Origin of the sequence: Alteromonas nitratireducens (assembly GCF_040812025.1) — a bacterium.
In the GTDB taxonomy this organism is placed as follows: Bacteria; Pseudomonadota; Gammaproteobacteria; order Enterobacterales; family Alteromonadaceae; genus Alteromonas; species Alteromonas nitratireducens.
This window is the reverse complement of record NZ_JBFNPK010000013.1, coordinates 24,541-44,599: the sequence shown is the minus strand read 5'-3', so window position 1 is coordinate 44,599 and position 20,059 is coordinate 24,541. Positions and strand designations below refer to the sequence as shown.

Genomic DNA, 20,059 nt, shown 5'->3' with positions numbered 1-20,059 from the left:
TACAAGGATAAATGACGATGCACTATCTCGACGTAGCGGTGCCTGTTCCGCTGCGCCAGACCTTTACCTATACCACCGATAAACCGCTGTCGCCGGGCGTGCGGGTGCGTGTGCCTTTTGGGCCGCGCTCGCTGGTCGGCGTGGTGCTGGGGCCCGGTAAAAAGCCCGAAGACGACAAGGTGACTATTAAGGCGGTGATTGAGGTGCTGGACGTTGTGCCGGTGTTGTCGGACACCATGCTGAAGCTGGCAGCGTGGCTGTGGCAGTATTACCACCACAGTCCGGGCGACGTGCTGCATACCATGCTGCCCGTGCGCCTCAGAAAGGGCGAGCCAAACCAGCTTGCGACGCAAAGTTGGGTGTCGCTGACCGACGCCGGACAGCGGGAAGACAGTGCGTCACTGTCGCGCGCACCAAAACAACTGGCCTGTATCGCGGCCTTGCGTGATGGCCCTCAGCTCAAAAGTTCGCTTAAACTCATCGTGTCTGATGCGGTCATTAGTGCGCTGAAAGACAAGCACTTCATCACCGAAAGTGAAGTGGAAAAGGCGCCAGTAGAGAAGGCCTGGCTCGACGCCATGCAGATTGGCGCCAAGCCTGTCCCTGATAAACAGCAAGCGGTCGCCATTGCGGCCCTTAATCAGCAAACTGGCTTTGCGGTCAGTCTGCTTGAGGGTGTAACCGGCAGTGGCAAAACGGAAGTGTATCTGCAGGCCATCGAACGTGTACTGGCGGCGGGCCGACAGGTTCTGATCCTGGTGCCGGAGATAGGACTGACACCACAAACGGTGGCGCGCTTTCAGGCACGCTTTTCGATAGAAATTGGTGTGCTGCATTCGCAGTTGAATGATGCAGAACGCCTGTCGGTATGGCAACGGGCGCAGGGCGGCGAACTGGGTATTATCATTGGTACCCGTTCTGCCATTTTCACCCCGCTTAAATTCCCCGGTATGCTGATTGTTGATGAAGAGCATGACGACTCTTTCAAACAGCAGGACGGGCTGCGCTATCACGCGCGTGATTTTGCAGTCATGCGCGCTAAGGAGGAGGGGATCCCCCTTATCCTCGGCACTGCGACGCCGTCTCTGGAAACGCTGAACAATGCGTTGTCGGGGCGTTACGCCCATTTAATCCTGACCGAACGGGCGGGTGGTGCCCGTCATACCCATCAGCAGGTGCTTGATGCCCGCGATCAGGCAATTCGCCATGGTATTGCTGACGGGATGCTGGGGATCATGCGATCGCATCTCGACAAGGGCAATCAGGTGCTGGTGTTTGTGAATCGACGCGGCTATGCCCCCGCGCTGCTGTGTCATCACTGTGGTGAGTCGGTAATGTGTCCGCGTTGTGATCGTCCCTACACGGTACACCGCGCCCAGCGTTATCTGCAGTGCCATCATTGCGCTGGCACACGGGCCATTCCCAGACAGTGTGAGTGCTGTCAGTCCGGTAAACTGGTGACCGCGGGGGTCGGTACCGAGCAGGTTGAGGCCGGGCTGGCTGAGCTGTTTCCGCAGGCCAGACAGGTTCGGATTGACAGCGATGCGGTGCGCGGTAAAGGCAAGCTGCAGGCAACGCTGGATGCGATAAACCGACAGGAATATCAGCTGCTGGTGGGCACGCAGATATTGTCCAAAGGGCACCATTTTCCGCATGTGACGCTGGTGGTGGTGCTTGACTGTGACGGTGCGCTGTTCAGTGGCGATTTTCGAGCGCCCGAGAAGCTTGGACAGCTGGTCACCCAACTGGCGGGGCGTGCCGGGCGGGCAAGTAAACCGGGGGAGATGTGGCTGCAAACCCATAACCCCGACCATCCCCTGCTGCAGGATCTGATTCACAACGGCTACAGCCATTTTGCCCGGCAGGCGCTGGAAGAGCGCAAAATGGCTGGGTTACCGCCGTTTGCCAGTCAGCTTATCATTCGGGCAGAAGCCAATAACGCGGGCCTGGCACATGATTTTCTGGCGGATGTGAGGGCTGTGTTGCAGCGTGTCGATGCGACATCACAACTACAGGTAGCCGGTCCGCTGCCGGGTCTGATCGAAAAGCGTCAGGGCCGGTATCGCTTTATGCTGGTGCTCAGCCACCATAAACGTGCGCCGTTACATCAGGCGGTGCGTCATGCGCTGCCGGCGATCAGTGCACTACCGCTGGCATCGAAAGTGCGCTGGTCACTGGACATCGACCCACAGGACTTTAGCTGAGTGCAGGCAGACGGACGGAAAGCGTATCCAAAAACTCGCCGTTAACCCAGTAAGAGTCTCTCCTTGCCGCTGAGGGTTTCCGAACCCACTGACTCTCCTGCTGACCGTCGGCTATGCTACCGATGGCGATGAATGAGCAGCTTTTACCGGAAATAACGGGTACACTACGGCTGTTAATCCGAGGTTCGTTATGGCAGCGTATGAGGCCATAAACAGTATGTTGTAAAGAGGATATGTGCCGGATATGGCTCAACGAGATTATGTATCCCGTGGTCGTGCGCCACAGAAGAAAAATAATAAAAAGCCGCAATCAAAAGTGAAACCGTCAACCCCCGTCGCGTCATTTCCAATAGCTCGCCTGGTGGTGGTGCTGGTATTGCTGGTGGGCTTTGCCGTGTTTTTATGGAATATCAAAGATGCGTCAGACACCAGGCCGGATGCACCGGTACAGCAAACGACTAAGGTGGCCGAAGATGAGTTGCCTGAATTACCTGAGGAAGAGTGGGAATACATCAAGACCCTGCCCGGTTATGAAGTCGAAGTTGAGGTAGAAGAGCAGGAAGCGTCAGACAAGCGCTACCTGATGCAGTGCGCATCATTCAGAACCCGCGCGCAGGCCGAAGAGATGAAAGCCAAAATTGCCTTCCAGGGGCTGGAGGCGCAAATCCGTCCAAGCTCTGGCGCTAATGGAGACTGGTTCCGGGTTATCTTAGGGCCGTTTGATTCCAAGCGTGACGCCGAGCGTGCCAAACACAGTCTGCGTAAAGTAAATATTTCAACCTGTCAGATTTGGTACTGGAATTTGTAGCGCGGAGGAGCTGGTGGGGCTCTCCAACCGCATCCCTGCGATTGGAAGGTTTAAGATTGAAACAGCCCCACCTGTCTCACGTACACGAACTTTTGTCATAGTGAACTAATGGAGTGCGTTATTCAGGCCAGGCATTAGTTCGCCAATGCTCTTGAAATTTGCCCCATCCACCCCACCTTCTGTTCATTGAGAATAAATTGGTTAGTGGCCTTATGCTGCTGCACCCAACCATAATGGGGAAGATACGTGACTACGATAGTTTCTGTCAGACGAGATAATCAGGTGGTGATGGCCGGTGACGGTCAGGTATCACTGGGTAATACGGTAATGAAAGGGAACGCCCGTAAGGTGCGTCGGCTCTACAACAATAAAGTGCTGGCTGGCTTTGCTGGCGGCACGGCAGACGCCTTTACGCTGTTTGAGCGGTTCGAAGCCAAACTGGAGGCGCACCAGGGACATCTGACCCGGGCGGCGGTGGAACTGGCTAAAGACTGGCGCACTGATCGCATGTTGCGTCGTCTCGAAGCCCTGCTGGCCGTGGCCGACGAGACCGCTTCATTCATTATTACCGGAAACGGTGACGTGGTGCAGCCAGAGCAGGATCTGATCGCCATTGGTTCTGGCGGGCCTTATGCGCAGGCTGCGGCGACGGCCTTGCTGGCAAATACCGCATTGTCGGCCAGGGAAATTGCGGAGAAAAGTCTGAGCATTGCCGGTGATATCTGCGTATACACCAATCACAGTCAAACCATAGAAGTTCTGGATTACTAAGCTGGCTGCATACGCAGTCCGCTGCTGGCATTCGTCAGAGAGTTAAGTAAGGGTTTTGCATGTCTGAAATGACACCAAGAGAAATAGTACATGAGCTTGACCGTCACATTATCGGTCAGCAACAGGCCAAACGTGCCGTGTCCATCGCGCTGCGTAACCGCTGGCGTCGAATGCAGCTTGAGCCAGAGCTGCGCCAGGAAGTGACACCAAAGAATATCCTGATGATTGGCCCTACCGGGGTAGGTAAAACCGAAATTGCCCGCCGTTTGGCAAAGCTGGCCAATGCGCCGTTCATCAAAGTCGAAGCAACGAAATTCACTGAAGTGGGTTATGTCGGTAAGGAAGTCGAGTCGATTATTCGTGATCTGGCTGACATCGCGGTGAAAATGACCAAAGAGCAGGAAATGCAGAAGGTGAAGTACCGCGCCGAGGAAGCGGCGGAAGAACGGATCCTGGATGTTTTACTGCCACCCCCCGAAGATGTGTGGGGTAATAAGGAAGAGGTGGAAGATCGCGGTACCCGCCAGAACTTCCGCAAAAAGCTGCGGGAAGGTGCGCTGGACGACAAAGAAATTGAAATTGACGTTGCACTGCCACAAATGGGTGTTGAGATCATGGCACCGCCGGGCATGGAAGACATGACCAGTCAGTTGCAGAGTATGTTCCAGAACCTGTCTGGCTCGCAGAAGAAAAAGAAAAAGCTGAAAATTAAAGAAGCCTACAAACTGCTGGTTGAGGAAGAAGCCGCGCGTCTGGTGAATCAGGAAGATCTGAAAGAGAAAGCCCTCGAAGCCGTTGAGCAGCACGGTATTGTGTTTATCGACGAAATTGACAAGATTTGTAAGCGCGAAGGCAACACCTCCGGTGACGTATCCCGTGAAGGCGTGCAGCGCGACCTGCTGCCGCTGGTGGAGGGCTCAACCGTCTCGACCAAGCATGGCATGGTCAAAACTGATCACATTCTGTTTATTGCCTCTGGCGCATTCCAGATGAGTAAACCGTCTGACCTTATCCCTGAGCTGCAGGGGCGCCTGCCTATTCGTGTTGAGCTTCAGGCGCTGAAAGTAGAAGACTTCAAGCGTATTCTGACTGAACCGAATGCGTCCCTGACAGCGCAGTATATTGCCCTGATGAAAACCGAAGGCGTAGACATTCAGTTTGAGGAATCGGGGATCCAGCGCATTGCTGAAGCAGCCTGGCAGGTGAACGAGCGCACCGAAAATATCGGTGCACGCCGATTGCACACTGTACTGGAGCGTCTGATGGAGGATATCTCGTACGACGCATCGGAAAAATCCGGTCAGTCTGTCGTGATTGACGAGAAATACGTCAACGATCATCTTGAATCACTGGTCGACAACGAAGACCTGTCCCGCTTTATTCTCTAACGCGGGTAACCTCTGTACCGCCGGGGGCGGTGCAGAGGCTTTTGCCGGGGCTGCTGCCGAGGCTGTTGCTGTCAGCAGCTTCAGTAACCGCCCGGTCAGATCCAGCCCCGTGGTGTTCTCCACATAAAGAAAATACGGGCAGGGGTTGGCCTCAAGAAATACATACTCGCCTGCTGGCGTCAGTCGCCAGTCAATAGCACACCAGTACATACCAAAAGCCTCGCAAATTTGCACTGACAAGGCGTTGATGCGCGGTGGTACGCGGGTGGTGACTGGTGTCACATGCTGGTCAGTACGATAATCCACGTCATCACTGTCTAACTGAATATGCACGGCCTCACTGCCAAACACATAGGTGCGAATATTGGTGCCGGGAACAAACACCTGGAGGGTCACCGGTGCCTCTGAAAGATGACGTTTCACAGCAGCGGCAGAAGTGCGCTTGGCGGTTGTACCGCCTTTCACCGGCTTTATGATCAGCGCGCCCGAAGACTGACAAAACACGTTAGCCTGGGCCGGCGCATTGCCTGTCCAGGTGGACGGAATTGTCGCACCCAGCCGGTAAGCATGCATAAGCTGAACGGGTTTGCACTGATGGTATTGCAGCGCACCCAGCGGGTTAATCCATCGCGTGTCGGGCAGCAGAAACCAGCTGTGCAGGGCGCTGGCCGTATTTGGCGCGTGGAGGGATGTGTTGCTGTGTACTGAGGCCGGTCTCGGCGTGCGATAGCGATGCCAGTACACACTGTGAATGTCAGAAAGACACACTGTCTTATCGTTAAAAACAATCTCGCCATCTCCTGTCGCCGGGTTCATGGACAGGCGCCAGGCATGGCCAAAGTCAGCAGTATCGGCTATCACCGGCGTTGCTCCGCTGGCAGCAATTGCACTGTGCATATGGCGCACCTGCGGGTCATTGTGTTCCCCCAGTATGACAATTAGCATGATGGTGGCTCCTGCGAATGTAAAAAGGCGGACCGGCGTGACCGCCGGTCCACAAGCGGCTCAGTAAATGTCATAGGGGATCTCACCCCCGTCCTCGCCAATCGCCTGGGTAACATAGACCGGAGGCTCAACGGGTGAGAGATCCTTGGGGTAAGGGAAAGGAATGTGACCAGCGGCACCAGTGATGTTGCTGATTTCCTCGTCGTTCAGGGGCATTGTGGTTGTTGTAGCAGACATGTGTTTCTCCTTGTCCTGGTTCAGGCGTCATTGCCTGGTTTTACAGCCGGTATGGCTGAAGCGTTATGTTGCGCTGTGGTTAAGCCGCAGACTGCGGCTGATACAGCGAACGAAAATAAGCAGCCATAAGTGCTGCGCGGTTAGGGATGGCCAGTTTCCGGTAAATATTGGCGCAATGAAATTTCACGGTGCGTTCGCTGATGAACAGGTGTGAAGCAATGCGCTTGTTTGGCAGGCCTTCCATAATTTTATGTGCCACCTGCAGTTCGCGTTTTGATAACGACGACAGCGGCAGGGCGTTTGAGGTTGAGTTGTCCATAATCATCTCCTTAGGGTTATAAAGTTTCTGCTATACCGGGTACGGCAGAAGGTGTGCGTAACACCAGCGAACCGTTGCATAGTTCATATACAACGTCCGCCATCGCAATGGTCTGTGGCCGGTGCGCCACAATAATTCGTGTCAGGTCCAGTTGTTTCAGGTTCTGGTTTATGCGCTGCTCGTTGGTGGTGTCCAACTGACTGCTGGCTTCATCAAGAAACAGCACAGCAGGTTCGCGGTAAAGAGCCCGGGCAAGTAACAGGCGCTGGCGCTGTCCGCCCGACAGCGCACTGCCCATGTCACCCACCAGCGTCTGATATTGCATAGGCATCGCCATAATGTCGTCATGCAGACAGGCCAGTCGGGCAGAGGCCACGACCTTATTGATGTCGGGCTGTTCATCAAAGCAGGTAATATTCTGAATGATGGAGCCGTTGAGACAGACATCGTCCTGCATGACCGAGGCAAACAACCGCGCGTGAGCCCAGGTTGGCGATACTTTAAGGTTGCCGAATGTGACCTGTCCCTGGGTCGGTGCGTAAAGTCCCATCAGACACTTGAGCAGCGTGGATTTACCACTGCCACTGGCGCCTACGATGGCCACCGTTGACCGTGGTGGGACATCAAGCTGAATCTGACTGAAAACGTCTGCCTCGGTGCTGCCATAACGAAACGTGAGGTTGTTAACACGCAGTGCCGACTGACGTGAGGGCGTGCATGCGTCTGTTGGCAGTGTGGTTTCAGGCAGGGTGACCGGAGTCAGCACAATGTCTGATAACCTGTCGAGGTGGACATGCAGCATGCGGTACTCGATCAGTTTATTCACCACACTGTCAAGCGCGCTGGTAAAGCGACTTTTATAGGCGATGAACGCGTAAAGCATGCCAACGGTGAAGGTGTTATCCATGACCAGCAGTGCCGCCAGATACACCACCAGAATATTCTCAAGACCAAACAGACACTGATTCAGGGTTGCTGCGCTGATATCCAGCCGCCCCAGTTTTACGTCGTTATTGAGTGTCTCCACTAGCAGGTTCTGCCACTGATGCTGACGATGATTTTCCTGCTGATAACGGCGCAGAGGCTGGATAGCACGTACAGACTCAATAAAGTGGCTTTGCTCGCTGGCCGCGCTGGCGATACGCTCGTTGGTGTGGCGTCTGACCAACGGAAGCAGTGCCAGTCGGGCGACAATGTAAAGTAGCACGGTGACCATTACCGTCAGGGTCAGCATTGGCGAATACAGCGCCATTACAATCAGTGTCAGCAGCGCCATAAGACCGTCCAGCATAACGGTGACAAACCCAACCGTAATAAACTCGCGGATATAGGCCAGTGAACTGAACCGTGAGACCAGGTCGCCGGTATGGCGTTTGGCAAAGTATGCGAGCGGCAGGTGGATAAGATGGCGAAAGACGTTCGCAGACATCTGCAACTGAAGCCGCGTTGACATCGACAAAATCAATAATTTACGCAGCACAGAAATGCCGGTCTCGAACAACAGTAACAGCACAAAGCCGAGTGCCAGTGTCAGCAGTAAGTCGTGATTCTGGCGCAGCAGTACGTCGTCAATGACGGTCTGTAAATAATAGGGTGAAGCGATGGCCGCCAGTTGCAGCAACCCCGACAGGATAAACAGGATGATCAGGCTGCGTTTAAGGCCGCTGATGCGCTGCCAGAAGTGAAACAGTGTCAGGCCGGGAGGTGGGCTGATGATTTCAAAATTCCGGCCTGGCGACAGCTCAAGTGCAATGCCGGTGAAATGTCGTGATGCGTCTTCTCGTGACAGGCGGCGACGGCCCAGTGCCGGATCATGAATCGTTACCCGGTCACCGCGCACATCCACCAGTACCACATAGTGCTGCATGTCCCAGTGCAGGATCGCAGGACGTGTCAGTCTGTCCAGATCTGCCAGCGACAGCTTTAATGCACGGCACTGAAGATGCAGACCGCCAGCAATATTAATCAGCGTTTGCAGCCCGGCCCCACGCATCGATACAGGGTATCGCTCGCGCAAGTCGTTAAGTCCGGTATGGTTTCCGTAAAATGCAGCGACCATGGCCAGGCAGGCCAGCCCACACTCGGCTGCCTCCGCCTGCAATATAATGGGAACCCGCGCAGACAGACCCGGTAGCCAGCGTGTGGGATTGTGGGAGAGTGTACCTGCCGGCGTCATTGGAACCGTCCTGTGATACTTAACAATGGTTCAAGCAGCCATTCAATCAGGGAGCGCTCACTTAAATTAACATCAGCGGAAAACGTCATGCCCGACTTCAGGGCGACCGGTTTACCGTAGGCCGAGATATGCATGTCTTCCAGCGATACCCGTACCAGGTAACCTGGCTCAGTCACCGATACCGGCGCGTCCGGCCAGTCTCCCGGCAGCACAATGCTGTCAGATATCATGCTGACGGTGCCTCTGGCTTGCCCAAATTTTTGGTAGGGGAAAGCATCGTAGCGCAGATCCACGCTCTGCCCGTGCTCGATAAATCCGGCGGCGTGCGCCGGAACAATAAGGCGTCCAATCAGGTCGGAAGATGCTGGTGTGATGGACAGGACAACCTGTCCGGGACTGACCTGCTGGCCCGGGAAAACATCAATGTGACTGATCGTGCCCGGACTGCTTGCCAGCACAACCTGCTGGGTCTGATTTTTCAGCTGAACGATGCGCTGCCTGAGTTCGCTGTGCTGATTGGCAAGTAACAAACTCTCTTTTGCCTGTTCATCGGGTAACTGTTTTAGTTGTTGCCGGATATTCACCAGCTCATGATGAAGGCGAGCCTCCTCACGCCCGGACTGACCCAGTTCCTGCTTCACCGTCAGCAGATCGGCTGAAATGCCGGATAACTCATGCCGGGGCAGATGCCCCTGACTGACCAGTTGTAAGGCCGCGTGATGCTTGCTGTTTAGGATGTCGAGACGCTGGCGGGTGAGCGTCAGAATGTGCGTGATTGCAGTGCGCTCTTCCTCTATCGCCGTGATGCGTTGTGTCAGTTGTTCGCGCTGCATGATATGCAACTGGTGCATATGCTGTTGTTGTTGCACTATACGTGTTGTCTGGCTTTGCAGCGCCTCCAGCTGCGCCTGGTTGGCACTGTCGCCGGTATCAATGGCATCGGGGGTGACAATACTGAATAGCCGGTCGCCCGCGACCACCTGATCGCCTTCGCTGACCCACAGTGCACTCAGATTACCGTAACGCTGCGCGTGCAGCCGTAACTGGCCAGCCGCAGGTTCAAGCCATCCGGTGACGGTAGTGTGGCGACGGTACTGGCTGGTAAATAAAAAATAGCCCAGTACCGCAATCCAGATCAGCAGGCAGCAGGTCAGCAGCGGGTAGTGCAGGCGTGGTGTCAACAGCACCTGTCCTGGTAACCGTTGTTGCTGATGATCCAGCGCCTGTTTTCTGAATAGTCCTTGTCGCATTCCTTTTCCTCAACGATGAAATGACGCGCTGTATCCGGCTAATCCTTCCGCTGGATAGCATGAAGTCCTTGGCATCCGCTCCCTGGCACCTCCTTCTTTGGCGCACCGGATACAGCCCTGCGTCGTCAGTGCCTTGACTGACAATGACAGCTTAGAACGGGGTGTGTTTAAGGACTTTTACTGCGGGGACAAAAAGAAAAAATATTGCCTGAAAGCGACGGTTTGGCTCAATTTTGATAATCCATGTCCTATATTTGCTATTTTTCGGAAACAGATGTTTGCGTTTACATGAATAAAATTAATACTGTTTTTATAACGCAAGGCTATGCTATAAATTTCAATGATGAGTGGTCTGACGTCACTCTTATCAAAAAATAACAACCTGTAGTGGAAGGAAGGACATGTTTGTACCCAGCATCTTATTAAAACAACTCTATACACACGGCAGCCTCACAAAAACCGAAGAGGGTGTCTCGTTCATGCTGAAAAACCGTCTCAAGGACGCCACCATCAAAGAGCTGCGATGGGTATCGATTGATGGTGAGAAAATTGATAGCGACAAAATTACCATGCAGGTTGGGCCGGGCGAATTGCTGTCGGTTGATGAGCTGAATGACAAGGGCGACGTTAAGTTTGACCTCAAACAGGTCATTACCTTCCACCTTAAACTGGACGCCTCTGCCAGCCATGAAAAGCGTAAAATCGGTATTTCGTTTGTGGCATCGCCGTTTGGTAAACTGAAATTTGAAGTCGAAGACAACATCACTGAACCGAGCTCACGGGGCGGCCATATTCCGCGTGATGACCATGACGATTATGGTGAGTCCATTATCAAGGAACGCCAGCGCTACTTTGAGAAGCAAAGCGGCGGCAAGGTGAACCATGTCGGCAAATATTCTATCGATCCGTCTGAGCTGAAAGGGAACATTGAACACTTTATTGGTGTGGCACAGGTACCGATGGGTATTGCTGGCCCGCTCAAAATTGATGGTGAGCATGCGAAAGGTGAGTTCGTGGTACCGCTGGCGACCACCGAGGGCACGCTGGTGGCTTCCTACAACCGTGGCATGAAACTGCTGAACATGAGCGGCGGCGTGAAAGCCACCGTGCAGGATGATGCAATGCAGCGTGCACCGGTGTTTGTTTTCAAAGATGCACGCGGTGCCCGCGACTTTGTGAAGTGGGTGAATGAAAACATGGACTCGATTCGCAAAGAAGCGGAGTCGACGACCAGTGTGGGCAAGCTCACTTACATTGATAACTTCCTGTCCAACAAGTTTGCGTTTCTGCGTTTTAACTACAAAACCGGTGATGCTGCAGGGCAGAACATGGTTGGCCGCGCGACGTTTGCAGCCTGTGGCTGGATCCTGGACCACTATGAAGGCATTGAAAACTTCTATCTAGAGTCTAACTTCGCTACAGATAAGAAAGCTTCGCAAATCAATATTATGCGCACACGTGGTAAGCGGGTTACTGCGGAAGCCACGATTAAGCGCGAACACCTGCTGTCTGTCATGCGGGTTGATCCTAAACAGATTGATTACCACGGCCGGGTGGCCGGTGTTGGTTCGTTCCTGTCAGGTGTGAATAACACCGGTCTGCATTCGCCAAACGGCATTACTGCCATGTTTATTGCGACCGGGCAGGACGTGGCGAACGTGTCTGAATCCTCGGCTGCAATCCTTTATTCTGAGCTGACCGACGAAGGCGATCTGTACCTGTCGATTACCATTCCTTCGCTGATTGTAGCCACCTACGGTGGGGGTACCGGCATTGGAACACAGAAAGAGTGTCTGGAGCTGCTGGGCTGTTATGGCCGCGACAAAGTCCACAAATTTGCAGAAATTGTGGCGTCAGTAGTATTGGCGGGCGAAATCTCGCTGGCCTCGGCCATCTCGTCGTCTGACTGGGTTTCATCGCACGAAGAGTACGGTCGCAACCGCTAAAACGCACCATACAACGGGAGTATTACCGTCTGAGCCTTATCATCGTGCTGGCAGGTTGGTGCGATGGGAGCAGAAGGTAATACTCTTTTTTTTATGCGTCGCTAAGCGGGATGAGATACGGGTCAGTCGCGCTGGTGGCAGGCCCGGTGTTCTTTTTATTAAACGGACGTTCGTTATGAAAGCAAGCCGTGGGGTGGCAAAAGCCGCCTTGTTACTGGCGGTGACATTCGTGTCGGGTGTCGTCAGCGCGACCGCCAGTGAAGCGCTGGATACCCCATGGGGACCTGCGCCGACAGTGCAGGCCGTATCCGGTACGTTAACGCCAGGTCAGGTTTATCGCGTACCCGCTAATCCGTCAGCCGGGTTTCATTTCCCATACTTTTTTACCGTGCCGCGCACGCTTAACGCAGGCTATCCCGTTTTGTGCAGCCCCAACAACGATGGGCAGGTTGGCATCCCGGCACCACAGCGCGATTACTTTGCCAGCATCCTCAATGAAGAGCTTCACAATGCGATGGGGAGTAAGCTGGGAGTGGTGGCGCTGACGCCATCGTTTCCGCGCCCGGCCTCAGAGCACAACGACAATCTTTATGTTCATGCATTAACACGTGCAGTTATTACCACACAAAAAACCGAGCTATATCGGGTCGACAGGCAACTGTTGGCGATGCAGGCTGATCTCAGACGTCAGCTTGCTGACGCCGGTATCAGTGTTTCCGACAGCTTACTGCTATATGGCTTCTCTGCCGCCGCTGACTTCGTCACCCGATTGACTGCACTGCATCCCGGGCGGGTAGAGGGTGTTGTAGCGGGTGGACTTGGCGGGTTGCCGATACTGCCTGTTTCACATCTTAATGGCGAATTACTCACCTACCCGGTTGGCGTCGGTGATTTTTACCAGATGGCGGGAAAGTCATTTGACGCCCCGGCGTTTTCGCAGACGCCCATGTTGATGGTCCAGGGCACCAATGATGAAAACGATTCTGTGCCGGAAGGCAGTGAACTGGAAGAGGAACAGCGGTTCAGTTCAGATTCGTACAGCTATCAGCAGGCGGTCTGGATTAATGCGCAGCTTGGATCTGTGCCAGTAAACCGGCTGCCACAGGTACGCGATGTTTATCAGTCGTTGGAGCCGGTCGATTTTGCCTTCGCTGAGCTTGCCGGAGAACGCGACACGGATAAAAAAATAAAGCCGTACGCTGTTTTTTTTGACTGCGTGTTGTCGCGTAGCGGCGCATGCGCGCATAAGATAAAAACGGAGATAGAAGCAGTGACTCCTGGGTTTAATTGAGTTATTTGCGGATAAAAAAAGGGGAGATAGCTCTCCCCTTTGATTTATCGGTAACGCTTAGTGTTCCCAGTGATATTTATGGGCTTTCGCGCTGATTTCACTGGCGGTCGCTTCTGGCATAAAGGTGGCGTTGTCCTCTTCAAAGAAGAACGGCGCACGCTGCGTTTTGCTGCCAACCTCATTCATCGTGGCGGCATCGTAAACACGACCGTTGATGACCGTGTAGGTCACGTACTCACTGCGACGAATATCGCTAAGCACGTCACCGTCGATGACCGCAAGATCGGCGAGCTTACCCGGCTCAATACTGCCGATGTCCTTACCCATGCCGAGGTGCTTCGCCCCGTCGATGGTACCGCCTCGCAGCGCTTCCCATGGGGTAAATCCACCCTGGTTCATCAGCCACAGTTCCCAGTGTGAGGCGAGACCTTCGCGCTGACCATGGGCGCCGATATGGACGCTTACGCCATTGTCACGCAGCGTTTTGGCATAACTGGCAACTTGAACGTGGTTATACTGGTTGTCAGGCGCAGTTGGTCTGCGAATCGCCCGCGAATCCAGCAGGAAAGACGGGGTGTAGCGCAGCAGACGCTCGTTTTTCCATACCTCAGTGCGATCATACCAGTATTCCTCACCCATCATGCCGCCGTACGACACAACAAACGTCGGGGTATAACCAAAGTCAGTTGCTTTCCACAGCTGCGTCAGGTCGTTGTAACCACGCTCAATCGGAATGCTGTGCTCCAGACCGGTATGACCATCAACCAGCATGGTCACGTTTTGCTGGAACTTACCACCGCCTTCCGGCACCACCATCATCTGCTGGTTTTTCGCTGCCCACAGGATCTGCTGGCGTTGATCTCGTCCGGGCTGGTTGTAGCTCTTCACCGAAATGGCTCCGCTTTCTTTCAGACGCTCAACGTGGAAGTACGCATCATCGTAGTTATTGACGATCGCTTTGTAACCCAGCGCTTCCGCGCCATACAGAATGGCACCAGTAGAATAGATCCGCGGCGCAACGATATCACCGCTGCGCTGCAGTTCAGCGGCGGCAAAAATTTCGGTCGTATCGTTGGACGGATCATGGATGGTGGTTACCCCAAACGCCAGGTTGGAGTACTGACTCCAGTTTTGTTGCGGGATAATTTCATTCCGGCCCTGTGCACCGTGCGCGTGCGCATCGACCAGACCAGGAATAATGGTCTTGCCGGTAGTGTCAATTTTCATGGCGCCGGACGGAATTTCGACCTCGTCACGGGTGCCCACAGCCTCAATCCGGTTGTCCTTAATCAGAACCACGCCGTCGTTGATGACTTCCTGAACGTTATCAGCGTCGCGCATGGTGACGACAGTGCCGCCAACCAGTGCTTTATAGCCGCTGGGCTTGTCCGCTTTTGCTTTAAACGACAGATCCAGCCCTTTGGCTTCTGGCTCGGGCAGGGTTTCAGGCGCGTTTTCGACAAATGCAAACGCATCGTTCAGGCTGCGCTGATAGTAAACCGGGCCGTGGAACCAGCCCACGGTGTCACTGTCCGCAGACCAGCTCAGATATTCGCCGGCACGGGCCGACAACTGGGTAACCGGCAGCGACGTCATATCCGGACCGATGGTGAACTTTTTGCCGTTGTCGACAAACGGTGCCACATACGTTTTGAACTGGTAAACAAAGGCGACCCATTTTCTGTCTGGCGACAGACGGTACTCGCTGACCTTGTCAGCACCGTACAGGTGCGTGCGCTTATCATTGCCTTGCAGATTAACGCTGGAAAGCTGGGTCTCAGGGTACGGCGTTCCGCCGACTGACTCGGTAAAGTAAACACGGTCATCGGCACCGGCAAAATGGGCATCAAAGCCACGATCGGCAACTTTGGTATGGCTGCCGCTGTTCAGGTCGGCCACATAAATGCCCGGCTCCACCGAGTATTTCGGATCGAGCAGATAGCCACCGGTAAACTTGCGGTACACCACTTTGCTGCCGTCATTTGAAAACGCAGGTTCGATGTAATGACCAGGTGCTTTACTGATCACTTTACTCTTCCCGCCCTTCGCAGGGATCACGCGCACACTGCCCAGCTTTTTATCGTGCCAGGTGGTGTACACAATGTGCTTCCCGTCGCGGGAGTAGCGTGGGTAATACTCGTCGTGCTCGTCCTGGCTGGTGAGGCGTGTGACGTTACCGTTTTTCAGGTCGCGTACATACAGTTTACCCAGCGCCTGGAACAGCACCGACTTACCATCAGGTGAGGTTTGCGACCAGCGGATCATACGCACGTCGAACTCATCAGGAGCTACGTCCACATCAAAACGCAGGGCGTCGGCAAACTTCACGTTCGCTGTCACATTTACATCAATGGTCGATACCGACTTGTCATCGAGACTGATTTTGTGAAACTTACCGCCGGTCCAGTAGACGATTGCTGATGAATCAGGCAGCCAGTCGTAGTAGGCGAAGTAACCTTCAGAACCGAAACCTTCCTGCATATCGCGCTCAAGCTCCAGTGTTAATGGTTTTTCGATGCCGGTCTCAATGTCTTTAATGAACAGGCCGGTTTTATTTTTTACCCGGCGGATAAAGGCAATATATTTACCATCCGGTGACGGCGTCGGGACGACAGCGCCGCCCGTGCCGCTGATATAGCGGTCTTCATCGCCGGTTTCACGGTCATAGCGGGTGATAGCGAAAATTCCTTCCAGAGGATCCCGGTTGTAGTCAAAGCCCGCACCAGGCACCGTGTTCTGGGTGTAGTAGATGTATTTGCCATCGTGTGAGAACACCGGATCGGCAATGTTCTGCTGATCGCTTGGGCCATTGACCCGGGCTTTAATTTGCAGGCCGCTGCCGCCGGTGTGGTGATACATCCAGATTTCACCAGCCGGAATACTGCGGCTGGACATAATGCCCTTGGTCGCCACAATGTATTCACCATCGGGACTCCATTTAGGCGAATGAATGAGATTGCCCTTTTCTTTAGTAACCTGGCGCAGGTTCTCCCCGTTGCTGTCCATTACCCAGACATTAGACAAACCGCCACGGTCTGAAATGAACGCAATTTTTGACCCGTCAGGAGAAATGGCCGGGTGAATATTCCAGGCGAAGTCCTGGGTCAGAGGGGTGGCTTTCCCGCCGTCAATATCAACCCGATACAAATCGCCAAGCATATCAAACACCATGTATTTACCATCCGGCGACACATCCAGGCTCGACCAGGTGGTTTCATTGGTGTTGATTGTGACTTCATTAAGTTCAAAGGGTGGGTTTAACACATCCCAGTTTTCAGTATCGTACGTCTGACCTTCTGTTTCTTCGGCATTAAGCGGGCTGCCCGCCACGCCCAGCACCAGCATCAGGCTGGCTGCCAGTAGGGTTTTTGGGGTTCTTATCATAGTGTGTTCCCGTTGTTATTTTCATCGGTGATATGACGACAGGATGCTGTCATAATGTCTGCCAGCGTAGACAGACAAAGAAGATACCATGCCAGTCAGGGAGCGACTTTACCAGTCAGGCCATGACCAGCCGCTGGTTTTTTACGGTGTAGTACGGCTTTTTGGATGTGAGCCGGATAGCCCTAGTCTTCGCGATACAGGGTGACACGGTTACGGCCGGTTTTTTTCGACTCGTAAAGTGCCACATCGGCATTGGCCAGGTGCTTGGACATTGGCTCTGACGGCGAACCCACGCTTACGCCGAAGCTGGCGGTCAGCGCAATGTCCTGTCCATCAACGGGCACGGGTTGAGCCTGCAGCGCGGTCCGGATTTTTTCTACCAGTGCCAGGCAGGTGTGTTTGGGGATGTCATGCATCAGCAGGACAAATTCCTCACCGCCCCAGCGGCAGACCGTATCACCTGCGCGCACCAGTGTCTGAAGCCGGTGCGCGACCTCGCGCAGCACGGCATCACCGGCGTTATGGCCAAACTTGTCATTAATTTGTTTGAAGTGGTCTAAATCGACAATCACCAGGCTGACAGTCTGTGCTGAGTGTTTACGCCGCTGATAGCGGCGCTGCAGGTAACTGCGGTTCGCTAGGCCGGTGAGTGCATCAATTTCTACCCGTTTCTCCAGATTGCGTTTATAGGCAACAAATGCAATAAACAGCGCCGTGATGAGAATAATGATAACCGACGACACCAGGCCGGCATTGACGGCGAATGTCTCAGTCAGTTTAGCCTGTCTCTGCTCTAGTGGAGATAACAGTAACAACCGCCAGTTTAACTGCTGAATATCAATTTCAGAGATCAGGACATCCTCACCGTTGACGGTCACAATCTGACTGTCGAGATTTTGCAAATCAACGTCGTCCCCATCAAACCAGGGTAGGGCATTCAGTTCAGGAATAAATTCGCCGGTGACGATAAGATCGGGCAATGAGGTAAGGATGACCTGATTGTTTTCATTTACAAACAAAAAGTCGTAGCCATACTGCTTTTTATACGTGGCAAAGGTGTCAACAAAAGAGCGGATACGTTTTCCGACGCCGACGAAACCCAGAAACCCGCCGTCATCATCATAAATTCTGACGTCAAAAAACAGGTGTACATCACCCACCTGGCCAAGGTCAGCAAGGATCCGTTTGTCAGATTTCAGCGCCTGAAAATACCAGTACACCTTGCCTTCAATTAAATCGAACTGGCGTCCGTTAGACATCAGCTGCTTGCGCTGGTTTTCAAGCGCGACAAAAAAGGTCAGCCCCAGGCGCTGCTCCATTCTGGCCAGCTGTTCCAGAATATGTGCTTCATCGACATCGCCTTCCAGCAAGCGATCAAAGGTGATGGTTTCAGCAAAGGTCTCGGCAATGTGCAGTGGCTTTAATAATTCGCGGTTTACCAGCGAGTACACCGGTGAAATGGCCTGCTGCTGGATGCGGCTTTGCTCTGAGACAATATTATTAATGGCAATATAGCCGGTAACGGCAAACACACTCAGCAGTGTGAGCAGGATAAGGATAAGCAGGCTCTGATAATGCTTTGCAATGGACACCTTAATCATTTGTCACCTTTATTCTGCTTACTGTGGTGCTTCAGGCACTAATATAAATGATTTTTTAAGGCCAGGTGCGGATTAATCTCGTAAAAAGGGCCTCAGTCCGACATGGTGACGTTAAGATAGCGTTTGGTTTTGTGGGAGAGGGGGACTGTCAGTGTTGTAAATCCGTCTGAGGCATGGATGCCGAAGCCGAGCCCCCATGGATGGGTTTACGGCGTGAAGTACGACACTGACAGTCCCCCTCTCTGCGATGCGGGATAAACTTATCGCCGCACGATCATGTCATGGTAACGAATTCTTCCGCGCTGGTCGGGTGAATGGCCACGCAGGCATCGAAGTCGGCCTTGGTTGCGCCCATTTTCATGGCAACCGCAAAGCCCTGGAGAATTTCGTCCATGCCATGGCCAATGCCGTGCAGGCCAATCACACGCTGGTCTTCGCCCAGACAGACCAGCTTCATTTTAGTGGCCTGACGATGGCGGGTGACGGCGGTGTACATCGATGCAAAGGACGAAGTATACACGGTGATGTTGTGCTCGCCGTGGAGCGCAACCGCTTCAGGCTCGGTCAGCCCCACTGTACCAATGGTAGGGTGGCTGAACACCACGGTCGGGATCAGCGAATAGTCCATGTGCGCGTGCGGCTGGTTATTGAACAAACGCTCACTGAGCAGGCGGCCGGCCTTAATTGCGACTGGCGTAAGCGCTGCTGCACCGGTGATATCACCTAATGCATACACGCCGTTGACGGTCGTGTTCTGATACTGATCCACCGTCACAAACCCTTCGCGCGTGACGGAAACGCCCGTATTTTCAAGCCCGATATTATCGGTCATTGGTTCACGGCCAATAGCCCAGATCAGACAGTCGGTCGCGATAGTGTTACCGTTATTCAGTGTGACGATTAGCTCGCCTGATGGCAGTTTTTCAACGTGGGTGACTTCAGCATGGGCATGCAGTGTCGGCCCGTCGTCCTGCATCAGTTCCGTCAGCGTATCAGATATTATCGGGTCGAAATGGCGCAGTGGGGCGTGGCGTCGCACCACCAGGTTAGTATCGGTGCCGAGGCTGTGAAGTACGCCGGCAATCTCAACGCCAATATATCCTGCACCGACAACCACGGCGCGCTCAGGTTGCTTATCCAGCGCGAAAAAGCCGTCAGAATCAATGCCGTGTTCGGCACCGGGGGTGGACGGAATCATCGGGCGTCCGCCTGTTGCAATCGCAATATGGGGGGCGGTGTACTGCTCACCATTAACCTCGATAGTGTGATCGTCAACGAACCGGGCAAAGCCATGAATCACGGTAATGCCATTGTTGCCAAGCACTCGGTCATAGGACGCATGAATACGCGAAATATAGGCATCCCGGCTGGCAATCAGGGTGTCCCAGTTAAATGCATTAACCGACACATCAAACCCATAATCCGGCGCGTAGCGATGAATGGCTTCTGCCACCTGGGCGCCGTACCACATGGCTTTTTTCGGGACGCAGCCCACATTCACACAGGTGCCGCCAATGGCTTTACCTTCGATAATGGCCACTTTCTTTCCGTATTTGGCGGCGCGGTTTGCCGATGCGATACCGCCACTGCCGCCGCCAATACAGATATAGTCAAATTCCTTCATTTGCTTTAATTCCGCTTTGTTCAGATTACGGTGCACACTGACCGCAAGCGTGTTTGATACGTTTCATGTCACGCTATTGTGACAAGAGTTGCTGCTAACGTGAATACCGAGTGTG

The 20,059-nt window shown here is 53.8% G+C and carries 14 protein-coding genes; 6 read left to right on the top strand and 8 right to left on the bottom strand.

Annotated elements, in window-relative coordinates:
• The first annotated feature begins 17 nt into the window (after positions 1 to 17).
• From priA to hslU, 4 genes are all read left to right on the top strand, one after another.
• On the top strand, positions 18 to 2,204 hold the full coding sequence (gene priA, locus AB1N33_RS11940; RefSeq protein WP_411271782.1) for a primosomal protein N': 2,187 nt from the start codon (positions 18 to 20) through the stop codon (positions 2,202 to 2,204).
• 244 nt (positions 2,205 to 2,448) lie between these two features.
• Positions 2,449 to 3,012 carry an SPOR domain-containing protein gene (locus tag AB1N33_RS11935; protein WP_411271781.1) on the top strand — a complete coding sequence of 188 codons (564 nt, stop codon included), beginning with the start codon at positions 2,449 to 2,451 and terminating at the stop codon, positions 3,010 to 3,012.
• Between the two features lie 246 nt (positions 3,013 to 3,258).
• The gene (hslV, locus tag AB1N33_RS11930; protein ID WP_411271780.1) at positions 3,259 to 3,783 is read left to right on the top strand and encodes an ATP-dependent protease subunit HslV; all 525 of its coding nucleotides are present in this window, start codon (positions 3,259 to 3,261) and stop codon (positions 3,781 to 3,783) included.
• A 59-nt stretch (positions 3,784 to 3,842) separates the two neighbouring features.
• The gene (gene hslU, locus AB1N33_RS11925; RefSeq protein ID WP_411271779.1) at positions 3,843 to 5,171 is read left to right on the top strand and encodes an ATP-dependent protease ATPase subunit HslU; all 1,329 of its coding nucleotides are present in this window, start codon (positions 3,843 to 3,845) and stop codon (positions 5,169 to 5,171) included.
• Here hslU and AB1N33_RS11920 read toward each other — a convergent pair.
• The 5 genes from AB1N33_RS11920 to AB1N33_RS11900 form a co-directional block, all read right to left on the bottom strand.
• The gene (locus AB1N33_RS11920) at positions 5,130 to 6,116 is read right to left on the bottom strand and encodes an ATP-grasp domain-containing protein (RefSeq protein WP_411271778.1); all 987 of its coding nucleotides are present in this window, start codon (positions 6,114 to 6,116) and stop codon (positions 5,130 to 5,132) included. The genes hslU and AB1N33_RS11920 overlap by 42 nt on opposite strands.
• Before the next feature lie 60 nt (positions 6,117 to 6,176).
• On the bottom strand, positions 6,177 to 6,353 hold the full coding sequence (locus AB1N33_RS11915; RefSeq protein ID WP_411271777.1) for a hypothetical protein: 177 nt from the start codon (positions 6,351 to 6,353) through the stop codon (positions 6,177 to 6,179).
• Between the two features lie 79 nt (positions 6,354 to 6,432).
• Positions 6,433 to 6,672 (bottom strand): helix-turn-helix domain-containing protein, encoded by a 240-nt coding sequence (locus tag AB1N33_RS11910; RefSeq protein WP_411271776.1) that lies wholly within the window; start codon positions 6,670 to 6,672, stop codon positions 6,433 to 6,435.
• Between the two features lie 16 nt (positions 6,673 to 6,688).
• Positions 6,689 to 8,848, bottom strand: a complete 2,160-nt coding sequence (locus tag AB1N33_RS11905; RefSeq protein WP_411271775.1) for a peptidase domain-containing ABC transporter — start codon at positions 8,846 to 8,848, stop codon at positions 6,689 to 6,691.
• A complete protein-coding gene (locus AB1N33_RS11900) occupies positions 8,845 to 10,098 on the bottom strand; it encodes an HlyD family secretion protein (protein ID WP_411271774.1) in 1,254 nt (417 codons plus the stop codon). Before AB1N33_RS11900 ends, AB1N33_RS11905 begins: the two co-directional genes overlap by 4 nt.
• Before the next feature lie 401 nt (positions 10,099 to 10,499).
• Here AB1N33_RS11900 and AB1N33_RS11895 point away from each other — a divergent pair, with 401 nt between their 5' ends.
• Both AB1N33_RS11895 and AB1N33_RS11890 read left to right on the top strand, forming a co-directional pair.
• Positions 10,500 to 12,044 carry a hydroxymethylglutaryl-CoA reductase gene (locus AB1N33_RS11895; protein WP_443983624.1) on the top strand — a complete coding sequence of 515 codons (1,545 nt, stop codon included), beginning with the start codon at positions 10,500 to 10,502 and terminating at the stop codon, positions 12,042 to 12,044.
• A 175-nt stretch (positions 12,045 to 12,219) separates the two neighbouring features.
• Positions 12,220 to 13,335, top strand: a complete 1,116-nt coding sequence (locus AB1N33_RS11890; protein WP_411271772.1) for a hypothetical protein — start codon at positions 12,220 to 12,222, stop codon at positions 13,333 to 13,335.
• A gap of 57 nt (positions 13,336 to 13,392) precedes the next feature.
• On the opposite strand, the gene AB1N33_RS11885 is transcribed toward AB1N33_RS11890, so the two are convergent.
• The 3 genes from AB1N33_RS11885 to gorA form a co-directional block, all read right to left on the bottom strand.
• Positions 13,393 to 16,719 (bottom strand): amidohydrolase family protein, encoded by a 3,327-nt coding sequence (locus tag AB1N33_RS11885; RefSeq protein WP_411271771.1) that lies wholly within the window; start codon positions 16,717 to 16,719, stop codon positions 13,393 to 13,395.
• Positions 16,720 to 16,901: 182 nt separating this feature from the next.
• Positions 16,902 to 18,320: a sensor domain-containing diguanylate cyclase gene (locus AB1N33_RS11880; protein WP_411271770.1), complete on the bottom strand. Its 1,419-nt coding sequence runs from the start codon at positions 18,318 to 18,320 to the stop codon at positions 16,902 to 16,904.
• 274 nt (positions 18,321 to 18,594) lie between these two features.
• Positions 18,595 to 19,944, bottom strand: a complete 1,350-nt coding sequence (gene gorA, locus AB1N33_RS11875) for a glutathione-disulfide reductase (protein ID WP_411271769.1) — start codon at positions 19,942 to 19,944, stop codon at positions 18,595 to 18,597.
• Between the last annotated feature and the right edge of the window lie 115 nt (positions 19,945 to 20,059).

Bases quoted from the DNA above. Each gene is read 5' to 3' on its own strand.
- AB1N33_RS11900 (WP_411271774.1), bottom strand. From the start codon at position 10,098: ATGCGACAAGGACTATTCAGAAAACAGGCGCTGGATCATCAGCAACAA.
- AB1N33_RS11920 (WP_411271778.1), bottom strand. From the start codon at position 6,116: ATGCTAATTGTCATACTGGGGGAACACAATGACCCGCAGGTGCGCCAT.
- gorA (WP_411271769.1), bottom strand. From the start codon at position 19,944: ATGAAGGAATTTGACTATATCTGTATTGGCGGCGGCAGTGGCGGTATC.
- hslU (WP_411271779.1), top strand. From the start codon at position 3,843: ATGTCTGAAATGACACCAAGAGAAATAGTACATGAGCTTGACCGTCAC.
- AB1N33_RS11910 (WP_411271776.1), bottom strand. From the start codon at position 6,672: ATGGACAACTCAACCTCAAACGCCCTGCCGCTGTCGTCGTTATCAAAA.
- AB1N33_RS11880 (WP_411271770.1), bottom strand. From the start codon at position 18,320: ATGATTAAGGTGTCCATTGCAAAGCATTATCAGAGCCTGCTTATCCTT.
- AB1N33_RS11890 (WP_411271772.1), top strand. From the start codon at position 12,220: ATGAAAGCAAGCCGTGGGGTGGCAAAAGCCGCCTTGTTACTGGCGGTG.
- AB1N33_RS11895 (WP_443983624.1), top strand. From the start codon at position 10,500: ATGTTTGTACCCAGCATCTTATTAAAACAACTCTATACACACGGCAGC.
- AB1N33_RS11905 (WP_411271775.1), bottom strand. From the start codon at position 8,848: ATGACGCCGGCAGGTACACTCTCCCACAATCCCACACGCTGGCTACCG.
- AB1N33_RS11935 (WP_411271781.1), top strand. From the start codon at position 2,449: ATGGCTCAACGAGATTATGTATCCCGTGGTCGTGCGCCACAGAAGAAA.
- priA (WP_411271782.1), top strand. From the start codon at position 18: ATGCACTATCTCGACGTAGCGGTGCCTGTTCCGCTGCGCCAGACCTTT.
- AB1N33_RS11885 (WP_411271771.1), bottom strand. From the start codon at position 16,719: ATGATAAGAACCCCAAAAACCCTACTGGCAGCCAGCCTGATGCTGGTG.
- AB1N33_RS11915 (WP_411271777.1), bottom strand. From the start codon at position 6,353: ATGTCTGCTACAACAACCACAATGCCCCTGAACGACGAGGAAATCAGC.